The organism is Macrococcus hajekii, from assembly GCF_004359505.1.
Classification (GTDB): Bacteria; Bacillota; Bacilli; order Staphylococcales; family Staphylococcaceae; genus Macrococcus; species Macrococcus hajekii.
This window is the reverse complement of sequence record NZ_SCWE01000001.1, coordinates 416,041-433,686: the sequence shown is the minus strand read 5'-3', so window position 1 is coordinate 433,686 and position 17,646 is coordinate 416,041. Positions and strand designations below refer to the sequence as shown.

General features: G+C 40.7%; 21 protein-coding genes. 8 read left to right on the top strand and 13 right to left on the bottom strand.

All coding sequences use genetic code 11. From position 1 onward, the window contains the following. Window positions 1–9: 9 nt before the first annotated feature. The 3 genes from xerD to ERX37_RS02385 all read right to left on the bottom strand — a co-directional run bounded on the left by xerD (window position 10) and on the right by ERX37_RS02385 (window position 2,024). Window positions 10–897, bottom strand: coding sequence for a site-specific tyrosine recombinase XerD (xerD, locus tag ERX37_RS02395; RefSeq protein ID WP_133429044.1), 888 nt, complete (start codon window positions 895–897; stop codon window positions 10–12). Between the two features lie 69 nt (window positions 898–966). Next, the gene (fur, locus tag ERX37_RS02390) at window positions 967–1,404 is read right to left on the bottom strand and encodes a ferric iron uptake transcriptional regulator (protein ID WP_133429043.1); all 438 of its coding nucleotides are present in this window, start codon (window positions 1,402–1,404) and stop codon (window positions 967–969) included. A gap of 77 nt (window positions 1,405–1,481) precedes the next feature. Continuing rightward, window positions 1,482–2,024 (bottom strand): NUDIX domain-containing protein, encoded by a 543-nt coding sequence (locus ERX37_RS02385; protein ID WP_133429042.1) that lies wholly within the window; start codon window positions 2,022–2,024, stop codon window positions 1,482–1,484. 62 nt (window positions 2,025–2,086) lie between these two features. On the opposite strand from ERX37_RS02385, the gene ERX37_RS02380 reads away from it, so the two are divergent. After that, window positions 2,087–2,974: an aldo/keto reductase gene (locus tag ERX37_RS02380; protein WP_133429041.1), complete on the top strand. Its 888-nt coding sequence runs from the start codon at window positions 2,087–2,089 to the stop codon at window positions 2,972–2,974. After that, window positions 2,971–3,906: an alpha/beta hydrolase gene (locus ERX37_RS02375; RefSeq protein WP_133429040.1), complete on the top strand. Its 936-nt coding sequence runs from the start codon at window positions 2,971–2,973 to the stop codon at window positions 3,904–3,906. Before ERX37_RS02380 ends, ERX37_RS02375 begins: the two co-directional genes overlap by 4 nt. Here ERX37_RS02375 and ERX37_RS02370 read toward each other — a convergent pair. Further along, window positions 3,893–4,648, bottom strand: a complete 756-nt coding sequence (locus ERX37_RS02370) for an SDR family NAD(P)-dependent oxidoreductase (RefSeq protein ID WP_165981944.1) — start codon at window positions 4,646–4,648, stop codon at window positions 3,893–3,895. The genes ERX37_RS02375 and ERX37_RS02370 overlap by 14 nt on opposite strands. Before the next feature lie 80 nt (window positions 4,649–4,728). On the opposite strand from ERX37_RS02370, the gene proC reads away from it, so the two are divergent. Then, window positions 4,729–5,532, top strand: a complete 804-nt coding sequence (gene proC, locus ERX37_RS02365; RefSeq protein WP_133429038.1) for a pyrroline-5-carboxylate reductase — start codon at window positions 4,729–4,731, stop codon at window positions 5,530–5,532. A gap of 38 nt (window positions 5,533–5,570) precedes the next feature. Here the strand turns inward: proC and ERX37_RS02360 are convergent, their stop codons facing one another. Continuing rightward, window positions 5,571–6,047 (bottom strand): universal stress protein, encoded by a 477-nt coding sequence (locus ERX37_RS02360; protein WP_133429037.1) that lies wholly within the window; start codon window positions 6,045–6,047, stop codon window positions 5,571–5,573. A 22-nt stretch (window positions 6,048–6,069) separates the two neighbouring features. Further along, complete coding sequence (gene rnz, locus ERX37_RS02355; RefSeq protein WP_133429654.1) at window positions 6,070–6,999, bottom strand: ribonuclease Z; 930 nt, start codon at window positions 6,997–6,999, stop codon at window positions 6,070–6,072. A gap of 108 nt (window positions 7,000–7,107) precedes the next feature. Here rnz and zwf point away from each other — a divergent pair, with 108 nt between their 5' ends. Genes zwf through ERX37_RS02340 form a run of 3 tightly spaced genes read left to right on the top strand, consistent with a single transcriptional unit; the run spans window position 7,108 to window position 10,089 of the window. Further along, a complete protein-coding gene (zwf, locus tag ERX37_RS02350) occupies window positions 7,108–8,586 on the top strand; it encodes a glucose-6-phosphate dehydrogenase (protein WP_133429036.1) in 1,479 nt (492 codons plus the stop codon). Between the two features lie 50 nt (window positions 8,587–8,636). Continuing rightward, a complete protein-coding gene (locus ERX37_RS02345; RefSeq protein ID WP_133429035.1) occupies window positions 8,637–9,239 on the top strand; it encodes a class I SAM-dependent methyltransferase in 603 nt (200 codons plus the stop codon). A gap of 19 nt (window positions 9,240–9,258) precedes the next feature. Continuing rightward, a complete protein-coding gene (locus tag ERX37_RS02340; RefSeq protein ID WP_133429034.1) occupies window positions 9,259–10,089 on the top strand; it encodes a helix-turn-helix domain-containing protein in 831 nt (276 codons plus the stop codon). A 32-nt stretch (window positions 10,090–10,121) separates the two neighbouring features. On the opposite strand, the gene gndA is transcribed toward ERX37_RS02340, so the two are convergent. Beyond that, the gene (gene gndA, locus ERX37_RS02335; protein ID WP_133429033.1) at window positions 10,122–11,525 is read right to left on the bottom strand and encodes an NADP-dependent phosphogluconate dehydrogenase; all 1,404 of its coding nucleotides are present in this window, start codon (window positions 11,523–11,525) and stop codon (window positions 10,122–10,124) included. Window positions 11,526–11,680: 155 nt separating this feature from the next. Here gndA and ERX37_RS02330 point away from each other — a divergent pair, with 155 nt between their 5' ends. After that, a complete protein-coding gene (locus ERX37_RS02330) occupies window positions 11,681–11,869 on the top strand; it encodes a hypothetical protein (RefSeq protein ID WP_133429032.1) in 189 nt (62 codons plus the stop codon). An 18-nt stretch (window positions 11,870–11,887) separates the two neighbouring features. On the opposite strand, the gene ERX37_RS02325 is transcribed toward ERX37_RS02330, so the two are convergent. The 4 genes from ERX37_RS02325 to ERX37_RS02310 form a co-directional block, all read right to left on the bottom strand. Further along, window positions 11,888–12,997 carry a M20/M25/M40 family metallo-hydrolase gene (locus ERX37_RS02325; protein ID WP_133429031.1) on the bottom strand — a complete coding sequence of 370 codons (1,110 nt, stop codon included), beginning with the start codon at window positions 12,995–12,997 and terminating at the stop codon, window positions 11,888–11,890. Between the two features lie 175 nt (window positions 12,998–13,172). Then, on the bottom strand, window positions 13,173–14,147 hold the full coding sequence (locus ERX37_RS02320; RefSeq protein WP_133429030.1) for an aromatic acid exporter family protein: 975 nt from the start codon (window positions 14,145–14,147) through the stop codon (window positions 13,173–13,175). Between the two features lie 26 nt (window positions 14,148–14,173). Further along, window positions 14,174–14,611 carry a BrxA/BrxB family bacilliredoxin gene (locus ERX37_RS02315; RefSeq protein WP_133429029.1) on the bottom strand — a complete coding sequence of 146 codons (438 nt, stop codon included), beginning with the start codon at window positions 14,609–14,611 and terminating at the stop codon, window positions 14,174–14,176. 71 nt (window positions 14,612–14,682) lie between these two features. Beyond that, window positions 14,683–15,777 carry a Glu/Leu/Phe/Val dehydrogenase dimerization domain-containing protein gene (locus tag ERX37_RS02310; protein WP_133429028.1) on the bottom strand — a complete coding sequence of 365 codons (1,095 nt, stop codon included), beginning with the start codon at window positions 15,775–15,777 and terminating at the stop codon, window positions 14,683–14,685. Between the two features lie 268 nt (window positions 15,778–16,045). On the opposite strand from ERX37_RS02310, the gene ERX37_RS02305 reads away from it, so the two are divergent. Further along, window positions 16,046–16,276 carry a DUF2627 domain-containing protein gene (locus ERX37_RS02305; protein ID WP_133429027.1) on the top strand — a complete coding sequence of 77 codons (231 nt, stop codon included), beginning with the start codon at window positions 16,046–16,048 and terminating at the stop codon, window positions 16,274–16,276. Window positions 16,277–16,285: 9 nt separating this feature from the next. On the opposite strand, the gene ERX37_RS02300 is transcribed toward ERX37_RS02305, so the two are convergent. Then, window positions 16,286–16,987, bottom strand: coding sequence for a glycerophosphodiester phosphodiesterase family protein (locus tag ERX37_RS02300; RefSeq protein ID WP_133429026.1), 702 nt, complete (start codon window positions 16,985–16,987; stop codon window positions 16,286–16,288). Window positions 16,988–16,991: 4 nt separating this feature from the next. Next, a complete protein-coding gene (locus ERX37_RS02295; RefSeq protein ID WP_165981943.1) occupies window positions 16,992–17,645 on the bottom strand; it encodes a response regulator in 654 nt (217 codons plus the stop codon). Window position 17,646: the final 1 nt, after the last annotated feature.

Genomic DNA, 17,646 nt, shown 5'->3' with positions numbered 1-17,646 from the left:
CTTATCCTCCTAAGCTCTCGGATGAGTCTTTTTATAGACATCACGAATCTGTTTTTTCGATATATGTGTGTACAGCTGAGTTGTACTGATATCAGCATGTCCAAGCATTTCCTGGACAGCACGTAGATCAGCGCCATTTTCCAGCAGATGCGTCGCAAATGAATGTCTAAGTGTATGAGGTGTCAACTTCTTCTTGATACCTGCTGCATCTTTTAACTGCTTAATAATTTTCCAGAATCCTTGTCGTGTCATTCTTCTACCGTGAAAGTTGACGAAGAGACTATCCGTGACATCTTTTTTCAGCATACGTGGTCTCGTATGTTCAAGATACCGGGCCAGTACTTCCATTGACTGAGTTCCGAGCGGAATAATCCGCTCTTTATTACCCTTACCAAATACTCGCACATAACCCATGATTAAATTGATGTCATCTACATCCAGATTGATGAGTTCACTGACCCGCATACCCGTCGCATAAAGAAGCTCAAGCATAGCCTGATCGCGTTTACCGAATAATTTTGAAGTATCAGGCGACTCCAGAAACTGATCCACTTCCTGAATGCTGAGAACCGCAGGTAAATGCTGTGCTACCTTTGGTGGTTCCACCATGACGCTTGGATCTTTTACTGCATACTTTTCCCGCAGAGCAAATTGATGAAATCCCCGAATGGATGCAGTCTGTCTGGCAATGGTTTTCTGTGACTTATTCTGTTCTTTCAGCTCGCTTAAATAAAGACTGATTATCATGCGATCAATATTATCAATATGACCAATTTTCTCTTTATTCAGAAACTGAACATAACCGGTTAAGTCTCTTCTATAAGCTGCAACCGTATTATCGCTCAACCCTTTTTCAATGGTAATAAAATGTAAAAATTCTTCAACAATATCCTGCATTTCTTCACCTCTTCACAAGTTTACCATAATCTTTTTATAATCATATAAAAAACCGCAAATCCATTGCGGTTATTTTTGACAGCGATGGCAGATACCATGAAATGTCAGACGATGATCCATAATTTTAAATTGATAATCTCGTTCTACTTTCTTTTCAACTTCTCCGAGCAAGTCCTCTTCAATCTCATCCACTGCTCCACATTCTATACAGACCAGATGATGATGGAAATGCTCTGCACCTTCTTTTCTTAAATCAAATCTCGCAACGCCGTCTCCAAAATTTATTTTATCGACTACTTTTAGCTCAGCAAGCAGTTCCAGTGTTCTATAGACTGTTGCCAGACCGATCTCAGGAGAGCGCTCCCTTACTTTAAGAAATACTTCCTCTGCACTCAGATGGTCCGCTTCATTTTCCAGTAAGACCCGAACAGTTGATTCACGTTGAGGTGTCAATTTATAAGAAGCAGCATGAAGCTGGTCTTTAATTCTATCTATTCTTTCCTGCATAGTTCACCTACTCCTGACGGGCAATTTATATTAATAAAATAGCAATAATCCACCTGATTTGCAACTCTCATCTTTATTTATTTAGAATTATTATAATTAAGGAGCAACCACTGTAAAGAAAGGATTGTTTTAGCATCTCTGACCTCGCCCGATGATAGAAGACGAGGTATTTCATCAAACGGCAGCCAGAACAGTTCTATAAATTCATCTGCATCAGCCTCATACTGCGATGATTCCTTTAAATCATCTGCTCTGTATAAGGATATGAGTTCATCGCAAAAACCGGGTGACACATAAAAATCATACAGATGTTCAAGCTGTCCTGCCTCAAGACCGGTCTCTTCAATCAGTTCACGCCCTGCTGTCTTGATTCGATCTTCACCTGGTTCTACTTTGCCGGCAGGCACTTCTATCAGCACTTCATCCATCGCCTTACGAAATTGCTTTAGCAGCAGTACTTTATTTTCCTTGACTGCCATGACTGCGACCGCACCTGGATGCTTCACTACTTCTCGAGTCGTCTGTCTACCATCAGGCAGTTCAACTGTCTGTTTTTCAAGTTTGAGCATGCGTCCATTATATATCTCTTCTACAGATAGTGTCTTTTCTTCAAATAACATTATTTTGACCTCTTTTCCGTCCATGTTAAACTAATATTAATATACCATTAGGAGGGAATCATGTGAATTATCGTACAACAAAAAGCGGACTTAAATTTTCAGAACTCGGGCTTGGCTGTATGAACCTGCCGACAGACTATCATGAGGCTCAGAGTATTTTAAAGCAGGCACTGGATTCAGAGATTACTTATTTTGATACAGCCGATCTCTATAATAAAGGCGATAATGAAAAATTGCTCGGTCGTTTCTTCAAGGAAAATGGACATCGTCAGGATATTGTGCTCGGCTCTAAAGTCGGCAACGAATTCTCGCAACAATCGGATGAAGTTAAATGGAATCCGTCACGCGAACATATATTGCACGGCATCAAGGACTCTTTGCACCGTTTAGGTACTGATTATCTCGACCTCTATATGCTGCACGGCGGTACAATAGAAGACAATATGGAAGAAACTCTTGATGCATTTAATATTCTTAAGCAGGATGGTCTGATCAGAGCCTATGGTATCAGTTCTATACGTCCTAATGTAATCCGTGAATATCTTGATCATAGCGATATAGACGTTATTATGATGCAGTTCAATCTACTGGATAACAGACCTGAGATGCTCCTCGACGAAATTGCAGCACGGGATGTCAAAGTTCTGGCACGTGGTCCTGTTATGAAAGGTTTGTTGACTGATCAGTCTCAGTCTATCATCGCTCGTAAGTTTGAAGAAGGCGTGTTTGATTACTCTAAAGAAGAACTGACGCAGACCCTGTCAAATGTAGATGAACCTCTGACGGTCAGTACAATGAATTATTTACTCTCCCAGCCTGTCGCAAGCATCGTAGCAGGCGCAAGTTCAGTAGATCAGCTCACTACAAATGTTCAGTACTATGAGCAGGTTGACTATCATACCCATAGCCGCGAGCGTTTCCAAAATCTTCAATATGAGCAGCACCTATGAAACTGAGAGGTATCGCTGTCTTTAGTTCGGCAGTTATCACGCTTGCATTGACTGCTTCTGGTGCAGTCGGCAGCAATTATATTCTGAATTTTAAAATGCGGGATGTTGATGTTATCAGACGTCGTGAAATCAAGGCAAAACGTCTTGATGAAAAAGCTTATCAATCTCTTAACCCTAAAAAAGCCACAATCTTATCTATAAACGGCTACCATATCAATGCTGAAATGATTAAAAAGTATCCACATAATCACTGGATGATTTTCTGTCATGGGGTCACTGAAAATAGCATTACTTCGATTAAATATTTAAACCTTTTTCTTGAACTTGGCTATAACGGGGTGATATTTGACCATCGAAGACATGGCTCAAGTGGAGGCAAATTTTCGACTTATGGTTATTTTGAAAAGCATGACCTTGAATCAGTCATCAGCTACATGAGAGAAACATATGGCTTCGATCTTAAGTTCGGTGTACATGGGGAATCGATGGGTGCAGCTACTATGCTTTTATATGCAGGCGAACTGGCCAATGAAGCTGAATTTTATATCTCTGACTGTTCGTTTTCATCATTCGAGCGTGTGCTGACCCATATCATCGGACAGAAACTGCAAATAGGCTCAGGTTTTCTGCTGAAATTCATCAATATATTCCTGAGACTTCGCTCACGATTTTCGCTGTACGCTGTGTCACCTATAAAAGTCGTCCACAACATTGAGCAGCCTGTTCTGTTCATTCATTCTAAACCGGATAGCTTTATTCCTTACACGCATTCCGTTGATCTCTACAACAAAAAACAGGGACCTAAAAGAAAATGGTATCCCGAGTACGGCGGACATGCTTCCAGCTATAATGTCAATCCTGTCAGTTACCGTAAAAAAGTTAAGCAATTTCTGACTGAATTTAAATTGCTGCCCCCTGTCAGCGATGTTTAGAGAGAAAAAATGGTTTAAGCAGTTTTTCAATCTGTCGAGGTGCCAGCTGATAGAGTGTCAGGCCATAGTGCATCCAGCCTGGACTATTGACTTCCAGCTTTTTCTGCAGTAGTCCCTCAATAATCTGGCTGGCCAGTACAAAACGGTCCAGCTGGATTTTTGCTGTCGCCTGTGCATAATATCCGCTTTGATCAGCATGTTTAAAGAAGTCCGTTGCAATGGGACCTGTATTAACAGACATAACGTGGAATTCTGGATGCTCAAGTCTGATTGAATTAGTCAGGCTGAGCAGGGCTGCTTTAGAAGCGGCATACACAGCACCATACGGTGTAGTCACACGGGCAGACTGAGAACTGATATTGATAATTGAGGCACCACTTCTAAGATGGGGTATTACATTTTTCATCAGCAATGCCGTATGAGTGAAATTAACATTCATCATCTGTATGAGCTCTTCATCTGAATGATCGGCAAGAGACTTAAAATAACCGAATCCTGCGTTATTGATAATGCCGTCGTAACTTTCCTTCAGTTGTGCTGTAAACTGTTGAATGGCCCTCTGATCGTTCATATCCAGAACCTTCACCGTCACATAATCAGGATAGAGCTGTTCCAATGACTCAAGTCGTTCATGATTTCGACCGAGGACAAGTACTGCTGCTCCCCTTGCAACAAGCTCATTCACAAGCGACTGACCGAGGCCCCCTGTGCCACCTGTCAATATATATTTTTTACCAATCATCTTATCCCTTCTTTTACTCATTTTTTGTTCAATGTTACACTAGTATGCGGTGAAACAAAACTCATGTGGAGGTAAGTAGTATGAAAATTGTATTTTACGGCGCTGGCAATATGGCAAGTGCGATTTTTGAAGGAATCATCAGCAGCAGTTTATTAAACAGTCATAACATCTATCTGACCAATCGTTCCAGTGAAGGACAGCTGCAGGATTTCCAGCAGAAACTGGACATTAATTATAGTTACGATGATGATGAACTGCTGACAGACGCTGATTATGTTTTCCTTGCGACAAAGCCGTATGATTTCGACGCACTGTCTGAGCGCATTAAAGATAAAATCCAGCCAGGCAATCACTTTGTCTCTATCATGGCAGGTGTGCCTATCAATCAAATTAAAAATAAGCTGCAGATGCAGAATCCGATTGCACGTATTATGCCAAATACCAATGCGCAAGTTCAGCAGTCCGTGACGGGCATCACTTTTTCAGATACGTTTGATGCTGGACATAAGGCTGAGCTGTTTAAGATTCTTAATTCCTTCGGTACAGCACTTGAAGTAGAAGAAGAGAAGCTGCATCAAGTTACAGCTATTACAGGCAGTGGACCTGCATTTCTTTATTATATGTATGAACAGTACATTAAAGCAGCGATCCATATGGGTCTCGACAAAGAGCATGTAGATGCTGCAGTGCGAAACTTAATTATTGGAACCGGACATATGCTTGAAGCAAGTGAGCTTGATATTGAGCAGCTCCGGGAAAATATCACTTCTAAGGGCGGCACGACTAAAGCTGGACTGGATGCTTTAAAGAAATATCCAGTTGAAGATATTTTCACTGACTGTCTGGAACAGGCTATTAAACGCAGCAAAGAACTTTCGGAATAATATAAGAGACAGCAATTCCATCTGGAATTGCTGTCTCTTTATTTGACGCCCAGCTGAGGCTCAAAGTCATCAGGTATCGTTTCTGTTCTGACGACCAGCACATCACATTTCGCGTGGCGAACGATTGATTCTGACGTTGAGCCGAGAATAAACCGTTCGACTGCATTCAAACCTGCTGAACCACACACGATAAGATCGGCTCCGACTTTAACCGCAATCTTTTTAGGAATGAGAGAATCAGGTGAACCTGCCTCACTATAAACATCGATCTCCGCGATACCTGCAGCCTGTGCCAGATTGCGATAACCTTCCAGCAGTTGATGGCTGTAATCTTCAACATCATCAATATCTGGACGTTCAGCAATATTAAGTTCAGCAAAGCTTCGCCCTTCTATAATATGAACGATAGTGAGATGTGCTGCGTTACGTTTTGCGGTTTCAACTGCTTTATTAAATGCCCATTCGGCGTCACGTGAACCGTCTACTGCTATTAAAATATGGTGATAATTCTGCATGTTTTTCATCCCCTTTTTGTCATTATATCATATTGAGTGATACAGTCATAAAGTCATGTGCAATACGGAAATTAAAATCTGGATGCTGCTCCTTGATAAGTGCTTCAGCAGCTTGAATATCCTGCATATGATATCGATTGCTTACGTGATTGATGAGTGTCAGCTTAACGTTACACTGCTCTGCCAGCCTGATAACATCACTGATATGACTATGATGATATTGATGACTGAGGGTTAAATCCCCTTCCAGATAAGTACTTTCATGAACGATGACATCTGCATCCAGTGCAAGCTGTATTTCTGATTCTACCGGCATCGTATCGCCGAAGAAAGTAATGACTTTACCTGGGGTATTCTCCGCCCGATATAATCTTGCATCATAAAGCTGGCCTTCATATTCAACAGTGTCCTGAGATTTAAATGCTCTATAAACGGGACCCGGAGCTATGCCTTCAGCCAGAAGCTTTTCCTGCAGCAGACGGCCTTCCTGCTCTGGGAACTCAAGCCTATAGCCGTACGAAGGAACACCGTGACAAAGCAGTAGTGTTTTGATGATGATGCCTTCTCGCTCATATTGTCCTGCATCACTTACTTCAATGATTTCAAGCGGATAATTGAGATGTGAAGCCGTCAGTTTTAATGTCGTTTCTATAAATGAACGGATGCCTGGCGGACCGTATACTGTCAGCTTTTTATTTTCCCCGCCTTGAAAGCTTCTTGAAGTCAGAATGCCTGGCAATCCGAAGACGTGATCCCCGTGCATATGGGTAATGAATATTGCTCTTAGTTTACCAAGTTTGATTTTCGTATGCAGAATCTGGTGCTGTGCTGCCTCCCCCGCATCAAACAACCAGAACTCGTTAAGAAACGGACTTAGATTGAGTACAGTCGTCTGTGTATTTCTTTCTTTTGTGGGTAAGCCTGCGCTTGTCCCTAAAAATGTGATTTCCAACATTGTTCACCTTCTTAATTTATCAAGATATTATAGCATGTTTTAATTGTGTTTTAAGCGATTGTATGAAAAAATAATAAAGAATTTAAACGAATCGAGGTTCCGTAGATGGATATTGAAAAACAGAATATTCCTTGTCTCATTACTATTTTTGGTGCGACTGGTGACTTAAGTCATCGCAAGCTATTTCCGTCGCTTTTTCATCTCTTCCAGCAAGGTAATCTAAATGAGCATATTGCAATTATAGGTATTGGTCGCAGAGAGTGGAATAATGAGAAGTTCAGAGAAGAAATCAAGACTTCGATCACGAAGCATGTGAAGGATACACACCGTCTTGATGATTTTATGACGCATGTCTATTATCAGCCGCATGACGTCAATAACCTTGAAAGTTATCAGCAACTTCTGACACTTTCAGAGAGATTGGACCAGGAATATCAGCTGGAAGGTAACCGCCTATTCTATCTCGCAATGGCACCGGAATTCTTCGGTACAGTGACGGATTCTCTGAAAGAGAGTGGCCTGACTGATACTAAAGGCTTTACGCGTCTGATTATCGAAAAACCATTCGGTACAGACTTAAAATCTGCAGACCTGCTGAATGCACAGATTACACGTTCATTCAAAGAAGAGGAAATCTTCCGTATCGATCACTATCTCGGAAAAGATATGGTGCAGAATATTGAAATTCTTCGCTTCAGTAATGCAATGTTTGAACCGCTCTGGAACAATAAATATATTTCCAATATTCAAGTCACTTCTTCTGAAACACTGGGTGTAGAAGATAGAGGCGGCTATTATGATAAGAGTGGTGCCCTGAAAGATATGGTGCAGAACCATATGCTGCAGATTGTGTCGCTTCTCGCTATGGAGCCCCCTATTTCTCTGGAATCGGACGATATCCGTAATGAGAAAGTTAAGGCACTGCGTTCAATCAGACAGATTAAGCCTTCTGAAGTACGAAATTATTTTGTACGTGGCCAGTATGATAAAGGCATCATCAACGGAGAAGCAGTACCGAAATACCGCGATGAAGAGAATGTGGATGCTGAATCTAATACCCCTACCTTTGTTGCTGCTAAAGTGATGATTGATAATTTCCGCTGGGCAGGTGTTCCTTTCTATATTCGTACCGGCAAAAGGATGAAAGAAAAAGAAATTCGTGTTGTCGTCGAGTTCAAGGAAGTACCGATGAACCTTTATTACAAACGTGATCAACACCTTGACTCGAATCTGCTTGTCATCAACATTCAGCCGAATGAAGGTATCGAACTTCATCTGAATGCAAGAAAATATGTGGAAGGTATTGATACAGAACCCGTCAAGCTCTCTTACGCCCTGACTGCTCAGGATAAGATGAATACAGTGGATGCTTATGAAGGGCTGATCTATGATTGTCTTAAAGGCGATGCCACTAATTTTACACACTGGGAAGAATTAAAGGCAACATGGAGCTATGTCGATGTTATCGATCAATATTGGCGTGACCATCCCGCACCATTCCCTAACTACCAGGCAGGTTCAAACGGTCCTGTTAAGAGCGAATTACTGTTAACACGTGATAACCTTCATTGGTGGGATTTTTAAACTATGACCTCTTCTGACTATCAGAAGAGGTCTTTTTAAAGGAGTATTTAATGTCTGATTCAGAGTTGAATATTATAACAGATGACAGCAACCAGCATTTCCCCGCGCTTACTCATTATCACCGTTATGAGGCAAGTGGTTATTCAGATCTCGAAAAACTAGTCGACTTTCTGAGGGAACATGTTCATCATGACCAGTTTATTGATTTCGGTTCGGGACTTATGAGAGTACCGATATATATTCACCACTCACTGCATATTCCTGCTACCGGTATTGAACTCAATAAAGCTCTTTATTTAAAAGGAGAGCACAATATAGAGCAGTATCGTTTACTTCATCATGCAGCACTTACTAAAGATGAGTTGGGTGTACAATCGATGAATCTCAACGTGCTGGATTACCAATTCAGTGGTCATGAAAGCATACTCTTCTTTTTCAATCCATTTTCTGCCGAGATATTCAGAACCATCATCCACCGCTTCCTATCAGCTTATCCATACAAAAGACGTGCATTTGTGATATTATATTATGCAAAGCATGAATATATTGATATCCTCAGTCAATTTGGATTATTCAATGAAATAAAACGTATAGAGCTGGATGACTATATTGATGATGCTGAGGATATGATCATTATTTATCAGATTGGCTAAAATCTAGAAACGAGGCATTATGGAATCCCTTAAAATGATTCAGCAGACTATTGTCTACCTTGAGGACAATCTACTAAAAAAGATTCAGCTTGACGAACTTGCACGCCATATTGATGAGACACCTTTCCATGTTAATCAGTCCTTCACAATGATAACCGGTATGAATATTGAAGAATATGTAACACGACGCAGGTTATCTGATGCAGCTGTCGAACTGGTAAAAGGCAATATGAGTCTTCTTGAAATCGCAGAGAAATATGGTTATCCAGATGCCCTCTCATTCAGTGATGACTTCAGGGATTATCATGGTTACTCTCCTCTGCAGGCGCGGGCTCATCAACAGGACCTTAAATCATTCAACAGACTTTATGTGAAGTTCGGTGTCACGGAACAACCTCCGCTATCCTATATGATTCAGCATAAAAGATTATCTCGTCTCATCGGTTATCGTCTTCAAGTGTCCACACCGGCACTTTACAACCATTTCTTTCTTGCCGACCTGCTTTATGACCTCGAGGACAACGGTCAGCTGAACGAACTCAAAAAACGGTCAGAGTCTGTTTACGTGATTGTTCATCCTCATACCTACGGCGTAGAAGTTTTCGTAGGGGTTGAAAGTGATGAAACTACTCAGCTGGAAACAGAGCATCTGCATCATGAAAAATTTGCTGTCTTTAAGTCAAGAGGTTATGTGGACTATCTTTTCAATGAAGTATGGCAATCGATTGAGCAGCAAGTAGCTGTCATGCTGGATTATAAGAAAAATGATTACTATATCGCTCAATTTAATTTACCTATTGATTTCGATGGTCATTCTAATAAGATGCAATTCTACTTACCTATCGACTAAAAAACCTTGAGGCTTAAGCCCCAAGGTTTATTTTACTTCCATTCTGTATGGAAGATGCCTTCTTTATCTTTACGTTCATAAGTATGGGCACCAAAATAGTCACGCTGCGCCTGAATTAAGTTAGCTGGTAAGTCTGCAGCACGATAGCTGTCGAAATAAGTAATCGCAGCTGCAAATGATGGAACTGGGAAACCTGCTTCAATCGCAGTACCTGTTACTTTACGCAGTGAACCGTTATATTCAGAGACAATGTCGTTGAAATAAGGATCAAGCAGTAAGTTCTGCAGCTCTCCATCACGGTCATACGCATCCTTGATTTTCTGCAGGAAGTGTGCACGGATAATACAGCCTTCGCGCCAGATCATAGCGAGATCTCCAAGCTGAAGATTCCAGTTGTTTGTTTCGCTGGCTACTTTCATCTGACTGAAACCTTGTGCATAACTACAGATTTTACTCATATAGAGTGCCTGTCTGATCTGTTCAAGGAACTCCTGTTTATCGCCCTTAAATTCATATTCATGTGCATCGAAAGCTTTTGATGCCGCCACACGTTCTTCTTTCTGTGAAGAAATGAAACGTGCAAATACAGATTCAGTAATGATAGTCAGCGGGATTCCTAAATCAAGTGCATTGATAGACGTCCATTTACCCGTCCCTTTCTGACCTGCCTTATCCATCACTTTTTCTACAAGTGGTGTTCCATCTTCATCCATTTTGCGGAAGATATCTGCTGTAATCTCGATTAAATATGAATCAAGTTCGCCTTTATTCCATTCAGCAAACGTGTCAGCTATTTCATTATGAGACATTTTAAGTACATTTTTCATCAAGTTATAGCTCTCTGCGATCAGCTGCATATCAGCATATTCAATGCCATTATGAACCATCTTGACGTAGTGACCTGCGCCATCTGGTCCGATATAAGCGACACAAGGTTTACCATCCTGAGCCTTAGCTGCAATATCCTCTAAAATAGGTTTGACGAGCTCATAAGCTTCCTTCTGTCCACCTGGCATGATAGAAGGACCATGTAATGCTCCCTCTTCTCCACCTGAAACACCTGTACCAATGAAGTTCAGTCCTTGTTCAGATAAATAAAGGTTACGACGAATCGTATCATTATAATTCGTATTACCCCCATCAATCAGGATATCACCTTTATCTAAAAGTGGGATAAGACTTTCAATCGTATGATCAGTGGCTTCACCCGCTTTGACCATCATCAGAATACGTCTCGGTACTTCGAGACTCTGCACGAACTCTTCCAGAGAATAAGTCGGGAAGATATTTTTCCCTTCAGATTCTGCTACCATTTCTTCAGTTTTCTGGGGAGAACGATTAAATACAGAAACCGTATAGCCTCTTGATTCAATGTTCCATGCCAGATTCTTACCCATCACGGCAAGTCCGATGACACCGATTTGTTGTTTCGTCATGTGGATACCTCTTTCCTAGTCATTTTCTTCATTATTATAACATAGAGCTTATTAACGTACTAAGAAGAGAATAATATTCACATGAGAATAGTTGTTTTTAACGCCTCTGTGTTATAATAGCTTCAAATATTTGTAAGGGAGAAATTTGTATAGCTATGTTCAGCCTTATCGCCTTTATTTATTATTTACTTCCTATTATTTTCATCATTCTTTTAATGTGGTGGATAAATACACTGGCCAATAAAATTCTCACGCAAAAAGAGCGCCATTTTCAGATTGTCACAGAACAGAATCAGCAGATCATTGCAGAGTTTCAAGCACATAACAAAGAAAAACACTTGTAACCAGGTGTTTTTCTTAAGTTACACAAGCTTAATGATTTCAAGCACCTGCTCAGTAAGTTTCACAAGTTCACTGATCGGCATTTTCTCCTGTTTCGTATGAATCTGTTCATAGCCTACTGCCAGCACAATGGTTGGTACACCATAGCTATTGAATATATTAGCGTCACTACCACCACCGCTTTTCTTCGTTACAGGTGATAATCCAACGTTTTCAGCAGCCTGATAAGCAACCTTAACGACATCACTGTCTTCTGCTACATTGAAGCTAGGATAGCTTGGAATAATATTTACTTCTGCCCGTCCACCCATTCCTTCTGCTGTCGCCTCAAATACTTCTTTCATATGGGCAATCTGTCTGTCTAGTTTGTCCTGGTCCAGACTTCTCGCTTCACCAAGAATATAACAGCTGTCAGCTACGATATTTGTGACTGTCCCACCTTCAAAACGTCCGATGTTCGCAGTCGTCTCCTCATCGATACGACCGAGTGTCATACGGCTCACCGATTTTGCGGCGATATTGATGGCACTGATTCCTTTTTCAGGTTCAAGACCGGCATGAGCTGTCTTGCCAGTAATAGTCACTTCTATCTTCGCCTGACTCGGTGCGGCAGTGACAATGGTACCCACTTTATTCCCTGAATCCAGTGCATAGCCAAATTCACTTGTTAAATACGCTGAATCGAATGCTTTAGCCCCGACTAACTGACTTTCTTCGCCCACTGAAATGATGATCTGAATAGGTCCGTGATCCACCTTTTCTTCTTTGATGACTTTCAGCGTTTCAAGTAGTACAGCAATTCCCGCCTTATCATCTGCACCAAGAATTGTTGTACCATCCGTTTCAATCACACCGTTGTTGATAACTGGTTTGATTCCTTTACCAGGTGTTACTGTATCCATATGGCATGAAAAATAAATCGGTTTTTTCGACTCATTTCCTTCTATATTCACAATGAGATTACCTGCACCAAAATGCGTATCTTTCTGACTATCATCTTCAATAACATGATAGTTCAGTTCCTCAAATGTTTTAATTAAATGGTCGGCAATCTCTCTCTCAAATCCTGTTTCGCTATCAATCTGAACTAACTCTAAAAATGTCTCAACTAAACGCTCCTGGTTTAACATGTGAACACTCCTCATAATTTGATATAATAGATAAAAAAAGAAAGGACATTGACGATGAATAACAATACAAGACGCATTCTTATTATCATTTTATTAGTAGCTGTTGTGGCAGCGCTTATCCTATCTAGTATATTACCCTTTTTATCCATGTAATCTACAGCTGTAGATTACTTTTTTATTTTTTCAGGGAACCAAACTTTGATTTAATCAGTAAATATTGTTCAAGTTCTCTTAAGAGCTGGAATGCCGATGCACGTGAATGCAATGTTTCAAAATTAACAGGCAGTTCATGGTCTTTCATAGCCAGCTGAATAGCATATAAATCATGGAGGCGCACTGCAGTATGATCATAACTCGAGACATTCAGACTCATTTCATGAATCAAGTCACTCAGTTCCCTGTGCAATGTATCTGTACGGCTCACATCATTGATCAGATCGACCATTCTATGGAGTAACAGCGCCTGCTTTGCTCTCATATTGAAATAATGATAATAAGAGTTTTCATTGCGGACAAAATGATTTTCAACATCCATAAAAGCGACTGACTTCGCTTTTTCGATGGTGAGAAGCGCCTGGTCCACTATTTTATAATCAAGGTGGATGTTCACATATTTCAGGGCTTCACTGAATTCAGATAAAATCACCTGAAATTCCTGTTCAATTGTCGTTTTAAAGTTTTCCAGCTCGTTCTGACGATTTGGCATATATAAATTCAGTACAAGCGCAATAGATAAACCGACAATAATAAGCAGTATCTCGTTGAGTATAAAATCCAAAGTGATGCCTTTTGAATTGAAGCAGTGCAATATAATAACACAGGCGGTGATTACACCTTCCTGCGTCCCGATGACCACTGTCAAAGGAATAAAAAACAGCACTACCAGTCCCAGAACAACAGGATTATAATCAAGCATCTCAAAGATAAAACTGGCTAAAAGAAGTCCTATCAGACATGAAGCAAACCTTGACCACGCTGCATGCATCGATTTCATCTTCGTATTCTTCACGCATAATACGACGAGTATGGCAGCTGAAGAAAAGTTGACAACGCCCAGTTGTTTGGCGATCATGACTGCGATAGCCATGCCAAATGCTGTCTTCATCGTTCTGTAACCTATCCGGTAAGGGTTCAGTTTAAATGTCTTCATGAAATAAAGCCAAGGTTTCCCTTGGCTTATCTTTCCTCCCCGTATTCTTCAAATAGGGCTTGAATATTAGTAATGACACTCATCGGATCATGACCTTCTATTTCATGACGTTCTATCATTGAAATAATTTTACCATCTTTAAGCAGTGCAAAAGATGGACTTGATGGTGGATAACCTTCAAAGTAATCACGCGCTGCTGCTGTCGCTTCCTTGTCCTGACCAGCAAATACAGTCACAAGATGATCCGGCACCTTGTCATAGTGCAGGGCATGCGCTGCTGCCGGGCGTGCAATACCACCTGCACAACCACATACTGAGTTGACCATTACAAATGTCGTACCCGGTTTTTCGAAGACTTCTTTAACTTCATCAGCTGTGCGCAACTGCTGATAGCCTGCATTCTCTATTTCCTGTCGTGCCGTATCCACGACTTCATTCATATAAAGATTGAAATCCATTTCCATCTGACAACACCTCTTCATTAATTGATAACTTCATCTTACATAAAGTAAGACAATTTATCTAGGATGTTGACCTATCTTCTTGAAATAATTGAGTGCTCATGACGGCTGAAAGTACTTCTGACGCGCATCATCTGATCAATGCGCTCTTCTGCCATTCTGTCAGCTGCAAGTGCTGTAGAGATATTGTCTCTTTTCGCAATTTCAAAAATTTTGTCCATCTGATTATAGATTTCCTTTACTTTATCAGTTGCACGTTTTTCATTATAGCCGTGTAATTCATCAGCAACATTAATCACCCCACCTGAATTGACAACGAAGTCCGGTGCATAGATAATATTGCGTTCAGCAAGCTGCGCACTATGTTTTTCCATATCTTTCAGCTGATTGTTTGAGCTGCCACATACCGCTTTTACTTTCAGCTGTGGAATCGTTTCGTCATTTAAAATGCCGCCGAGTGCACACGGTGCGAAAATATCCGCTTCAATTCCGTAGATCTCATCAGGCTCAACGGCAGTAGCCCCGAAATCATTGACAGCACGGTCAATAGATTGCTGGAAGATATCTGTGACAATCAGTTCAGCACCTTCCTCGTGCAGATATTTACAAAGTGTATAGGATACATTTCCTACCCCTTGGACTGCAATCTTAAGACCTTTCAATTCATCGCTGCCGAATGCCTCCTTAGCTGTACGTTTCATCGCCTGATAGACACCCAGCGCAGTGAGCGGGCTTGGGTTGCCTGATGAACCGAAACTTTCTGACAGACCGACAACATAATCAGTCTCTTCATGCATCGTATCCATATCACTTACAGATGTCCCCACATCCTCTGCAGTGATATAACGACCATTCAGGCTTTGTACGTAACGACCGAGCGCTCTGAACAGCGCTTCTGATTTATCTTTCTTAGGGTCACCGATGACCACTGTTTTCCCGCCCCCTAAATTCAGGCCGGCTGCTGCATTCTTATACGTCATACCTCGCGCCAGACGGAGAGCATCTTCAATTGCTTCCTCTTCCGTTGCATATGGCCACATACGACATCCACCAAGTGCAGGACCAAGTGTTGTATCATGAATGGCAATAATCGCTTTTAGTCCACTTGCTTTATCCTGACAGAAGACTACCTGCTCATAATCATACTGCTCTAAAGTTTCAAAAATCATCATTATACCCCTTTTCTGAGTTAAATAACTTTTAATACAATTTTATTATTGCATAAAAGTTTTAATTTTAAAACTATAAGTTATAACATTTGAACAAAATCCTAATATTAGAAGGATTTTTTTCACTTTAAATTATTAAAGCGTTTACATAAAAGATAAAATATTGTAAAAATAAACCATATCATTATATCAATATAAGTTATTTATTATCATCTATTTTTTGTTTTTATTTTTTTATTCCTAAGTTATAATATAAAAAGGTGATAACATGCAGAAAATTTTAGCACTCCTCGTACTCATCATTCCGATTTATTTAGCGGGACTTGGCATTAAATGGATGCGTGATGCAGTCTTCGGAGTACTGGTTCCCGAACTTCATTATATCTGGCTGCAGTTTTTACTAGGTGCAGTCTTTTCAGTCTTAGGCATCGCTTTTGTAGGTGGCTATATTCTCCATATGGAAAAACGAAATAACCGCGTCCCAAAAAAAGAGAAGTAAACATGATGTTTACTTCTCTTTTTGCAGTGCTATAGCACGTTCAACTTCGTCGGTTATAAGGGCATCGACTTCGCTGTCCAGCCAGTACTTAAGGTCTTTTTCTCTATTGACGGTATAGATTCTGACCGGTATGCTGTGTGATTGAATCAGTGCCGCATATTCTTTAGACGTATAGTTCGTATCTGTATGAATGGCATCAAACTTGAAATGTGACTGCAATTTCCAGGGCTGATCAATATATTTGGAATAAAGAAGTGCTGTTTCAATTGTGCGATCCAGCTCTTTCACTCTCCGTATACTTCCAGCATGAAAACTCGATATGACCAGCTGCTTTATATCATAGCGCTTCAGCTCTTCAACCAGTTTCTCTTCTAAATAACCGTCCGATAATGTCTTTATTTCAATATTCAGCATGATATCCTTACCATCCAGTAATGACAGTACTTCTTTAAGTAATGGTACTCGCTCACTTTTCAGACCTTTTGTCAGTCTGACCTTTTTAATCTGTTCAGTTGTCATCTTGTTGACAGCAGTATCCAGTCTCGCCATCCTTCTGAAAGTATTGTCATGGAAGACGATAAGCTCCTTATCTGATGACAGATGTATATCGAGTTCAATCCCATCTGCACCTGCTTGAATAGCTTTTTTAAAGGCTGTCATCGTATTTTCCGTATATTTAGCTCTGTAGCCGCGATGTGCAATAATTTTCATCACTTTACCTCGTCAAATATTCTAATAGTTCGCCCGTAGTCGGTCTTACCATCTTACCTTCAGCATGCCAGTGCTGTTCCAGTCCCTGATTCCATGCTTTTTCAACAGAATGTCTGATCGCTCTTTCAATCGTCGCTTTATTAACATTAAATTTATCCGCTATCTCAGGATATAATTCGCCTGTCAGATGATTGATTTTACTTGGATCTCTTTCAAGAATAGCTAATGCCTCGTAAATATACTGTGTACCTTTAAGACGCTGTGTAAAATAGTCTCTTAATAGGTTAAATTCCTTCTGTTCCGCCATTCTATAGATAGTCTGTGCAATCACATCGAGCTTAACGGGTTTTAACAGAAAGTAGTCTCCTCCTAAAGTCAGTGCCTCAGTCAGAATAGATTCCTTACCGAAGGCTGAAAAACAAATGACTTTATAGGAACGATTCGACGGAATGTCATTTTTCAGCAAGGTCAGACCATCAATGTTCGGTAAAATAAGATCCAGCAGCAGCACGTCAAACTGACTTCGCTGGATAACTGCCTGTCCTGCCTGACCGTCATTCGCAACTTCTGTTACAATCATCCCCTGCTGAGAGAGGTAACGGTCAATAGCAGTGGCCAGTTCGTGTGAATCTTCAATTATTGCAACTCGGATAGCCATA

Excerpts from the sequence above, each read along its gene's own strand:
- ERX37_RS02320 (WP_133429030.1), bottom strand. The coding sequence starts at position 14,147 with ATGAAGACATTTAAACTGAACCCTTACCGGATAGGTTACAGAACGATG.
- ERX37_RS02325 (WP_133429031.1), bottom strand. The coding sequence starts at position 12,997 with ATGTTAAACCAGGAGCGTTTAGTTGAGACATTTTTAGAGTTAGTTCAG.
- ERX37_RS02385 (WP_133429042.1), bottom strand. The coding sequence starts at position 2,024 with ATGTTATTTGAAGAAAAGACACTATCTGTAGAAGAGATATATAATGGA.
- ERX37_RS02300 (WP_133429026.1), bottom strand. The coding sequence starts at position 16,987 with ATGAAAATTATTGCACATCGCGGCTACAGAGCTAAATATACGGAAAAT.
- ERX37_RS02305 (WP_133429027.1), top strand. The coding sequence starts at position 16,046 with ATGCAGAAAATTTTAGCACTCCTCGTACTCATCATTCCGATTTATTTA.
- ERX37_RS02330 (WP_133429032.1), top strand. The coding sequence starts at position 11,681 with ATGTTCAGCCTTATCGCCTTTATTTATTATTTACTTCCTATTATTTTC.
- ERX37_RS02375 (WP_133429040.1), top strand. The coding sequence starts at position 2,971 with ATGAAACTGAGAGGTATCGCTGTCTTTAGTTCGGCAGTTATCACGCTT.
- fur (WP_133429043.1), bottom strand. The coding sequence starts at position 1,404 with ATGCAGGAAAGAATAGATAGAATTAAAGACCAGCTTCATGCTGCTTCT.
- gndA (WP_133429033.1), bottom strand. The coding sequence starts at position 11,525 with ATGACGAAACAACAAATCGGTGTCATCGGACTTGCCGTGATGGGTAAG.
- ERX37_RS02360 (WP_133429037.1), bottom strand. The coding sequence starts at position 6,047 with ATGCAGAATTATCACCATATTTTAATAGCAGTAGACGGTTCACGTGAC.
- xerD (WP_133429044.1), bottom strand. The coding sequence starts at position 897 with ATGCAGGATATTGTTGAAGAATTTTTACATTTTATTACCATTGAAAAA.
- ERX37_RS02310 (WP_133429028.1), bottom strand. The coding sequence starts at position 15,777 with ATGATTTTTGAAACTTTAGAGCAGTATGATTATGAGCAGGTAGTCTTC.
- zwf (WP_133429036.1), top strand. The coding sequence starts at position 7,108 with ATGGATATTGAAAAACAGAATATTCCTTGTCTCATTACTATTTTTGGT.
- proC (WP_133429038.1), top strand. The coding sequence starts at position 4,729 with ATGAAAATTGTATTTTACGGCGCTGGCAATATGGCAAGTGCGATTTTT.
- ERX37_RS02295 (WP_165981943.1), bottom strand. The coding sequence starts at position 17,645 with ATGGCTATCCGAGTTGCAATAATTGAAGATTCACACGAACTGGCCACT.
- ERX37_RS02340 (WP_133429034.1), top strand. The coding sequence starts at position 9,259 with ATGGAATCCCTTAAAATGATTCAGCAGACTATTGTCTACCTTGAGGAC.
- ERX37_RS02345 (WP_133429035.1), top strand. The coding sequence starts at position 8,637 with ATGTCTGATTCAGAGTTGAATATTATAACAGATGACAGCAACCAGCAT.
- ERX37_RS02315 (WP_133429029.1), bottom strand. The coding sequence starts at position 14,611 with ATGGAAATGGATTTCAATCTTTATATGAATGAAGTCGTGGATACGGCA.
- ERX37_RS02370 (WP_165981944.1), bottom strand. The coding sequence starts at position 4,648 with ATGATTGGTAAAAAATATATATTGACAGGTGGCACAGGGGGCCTCGGT.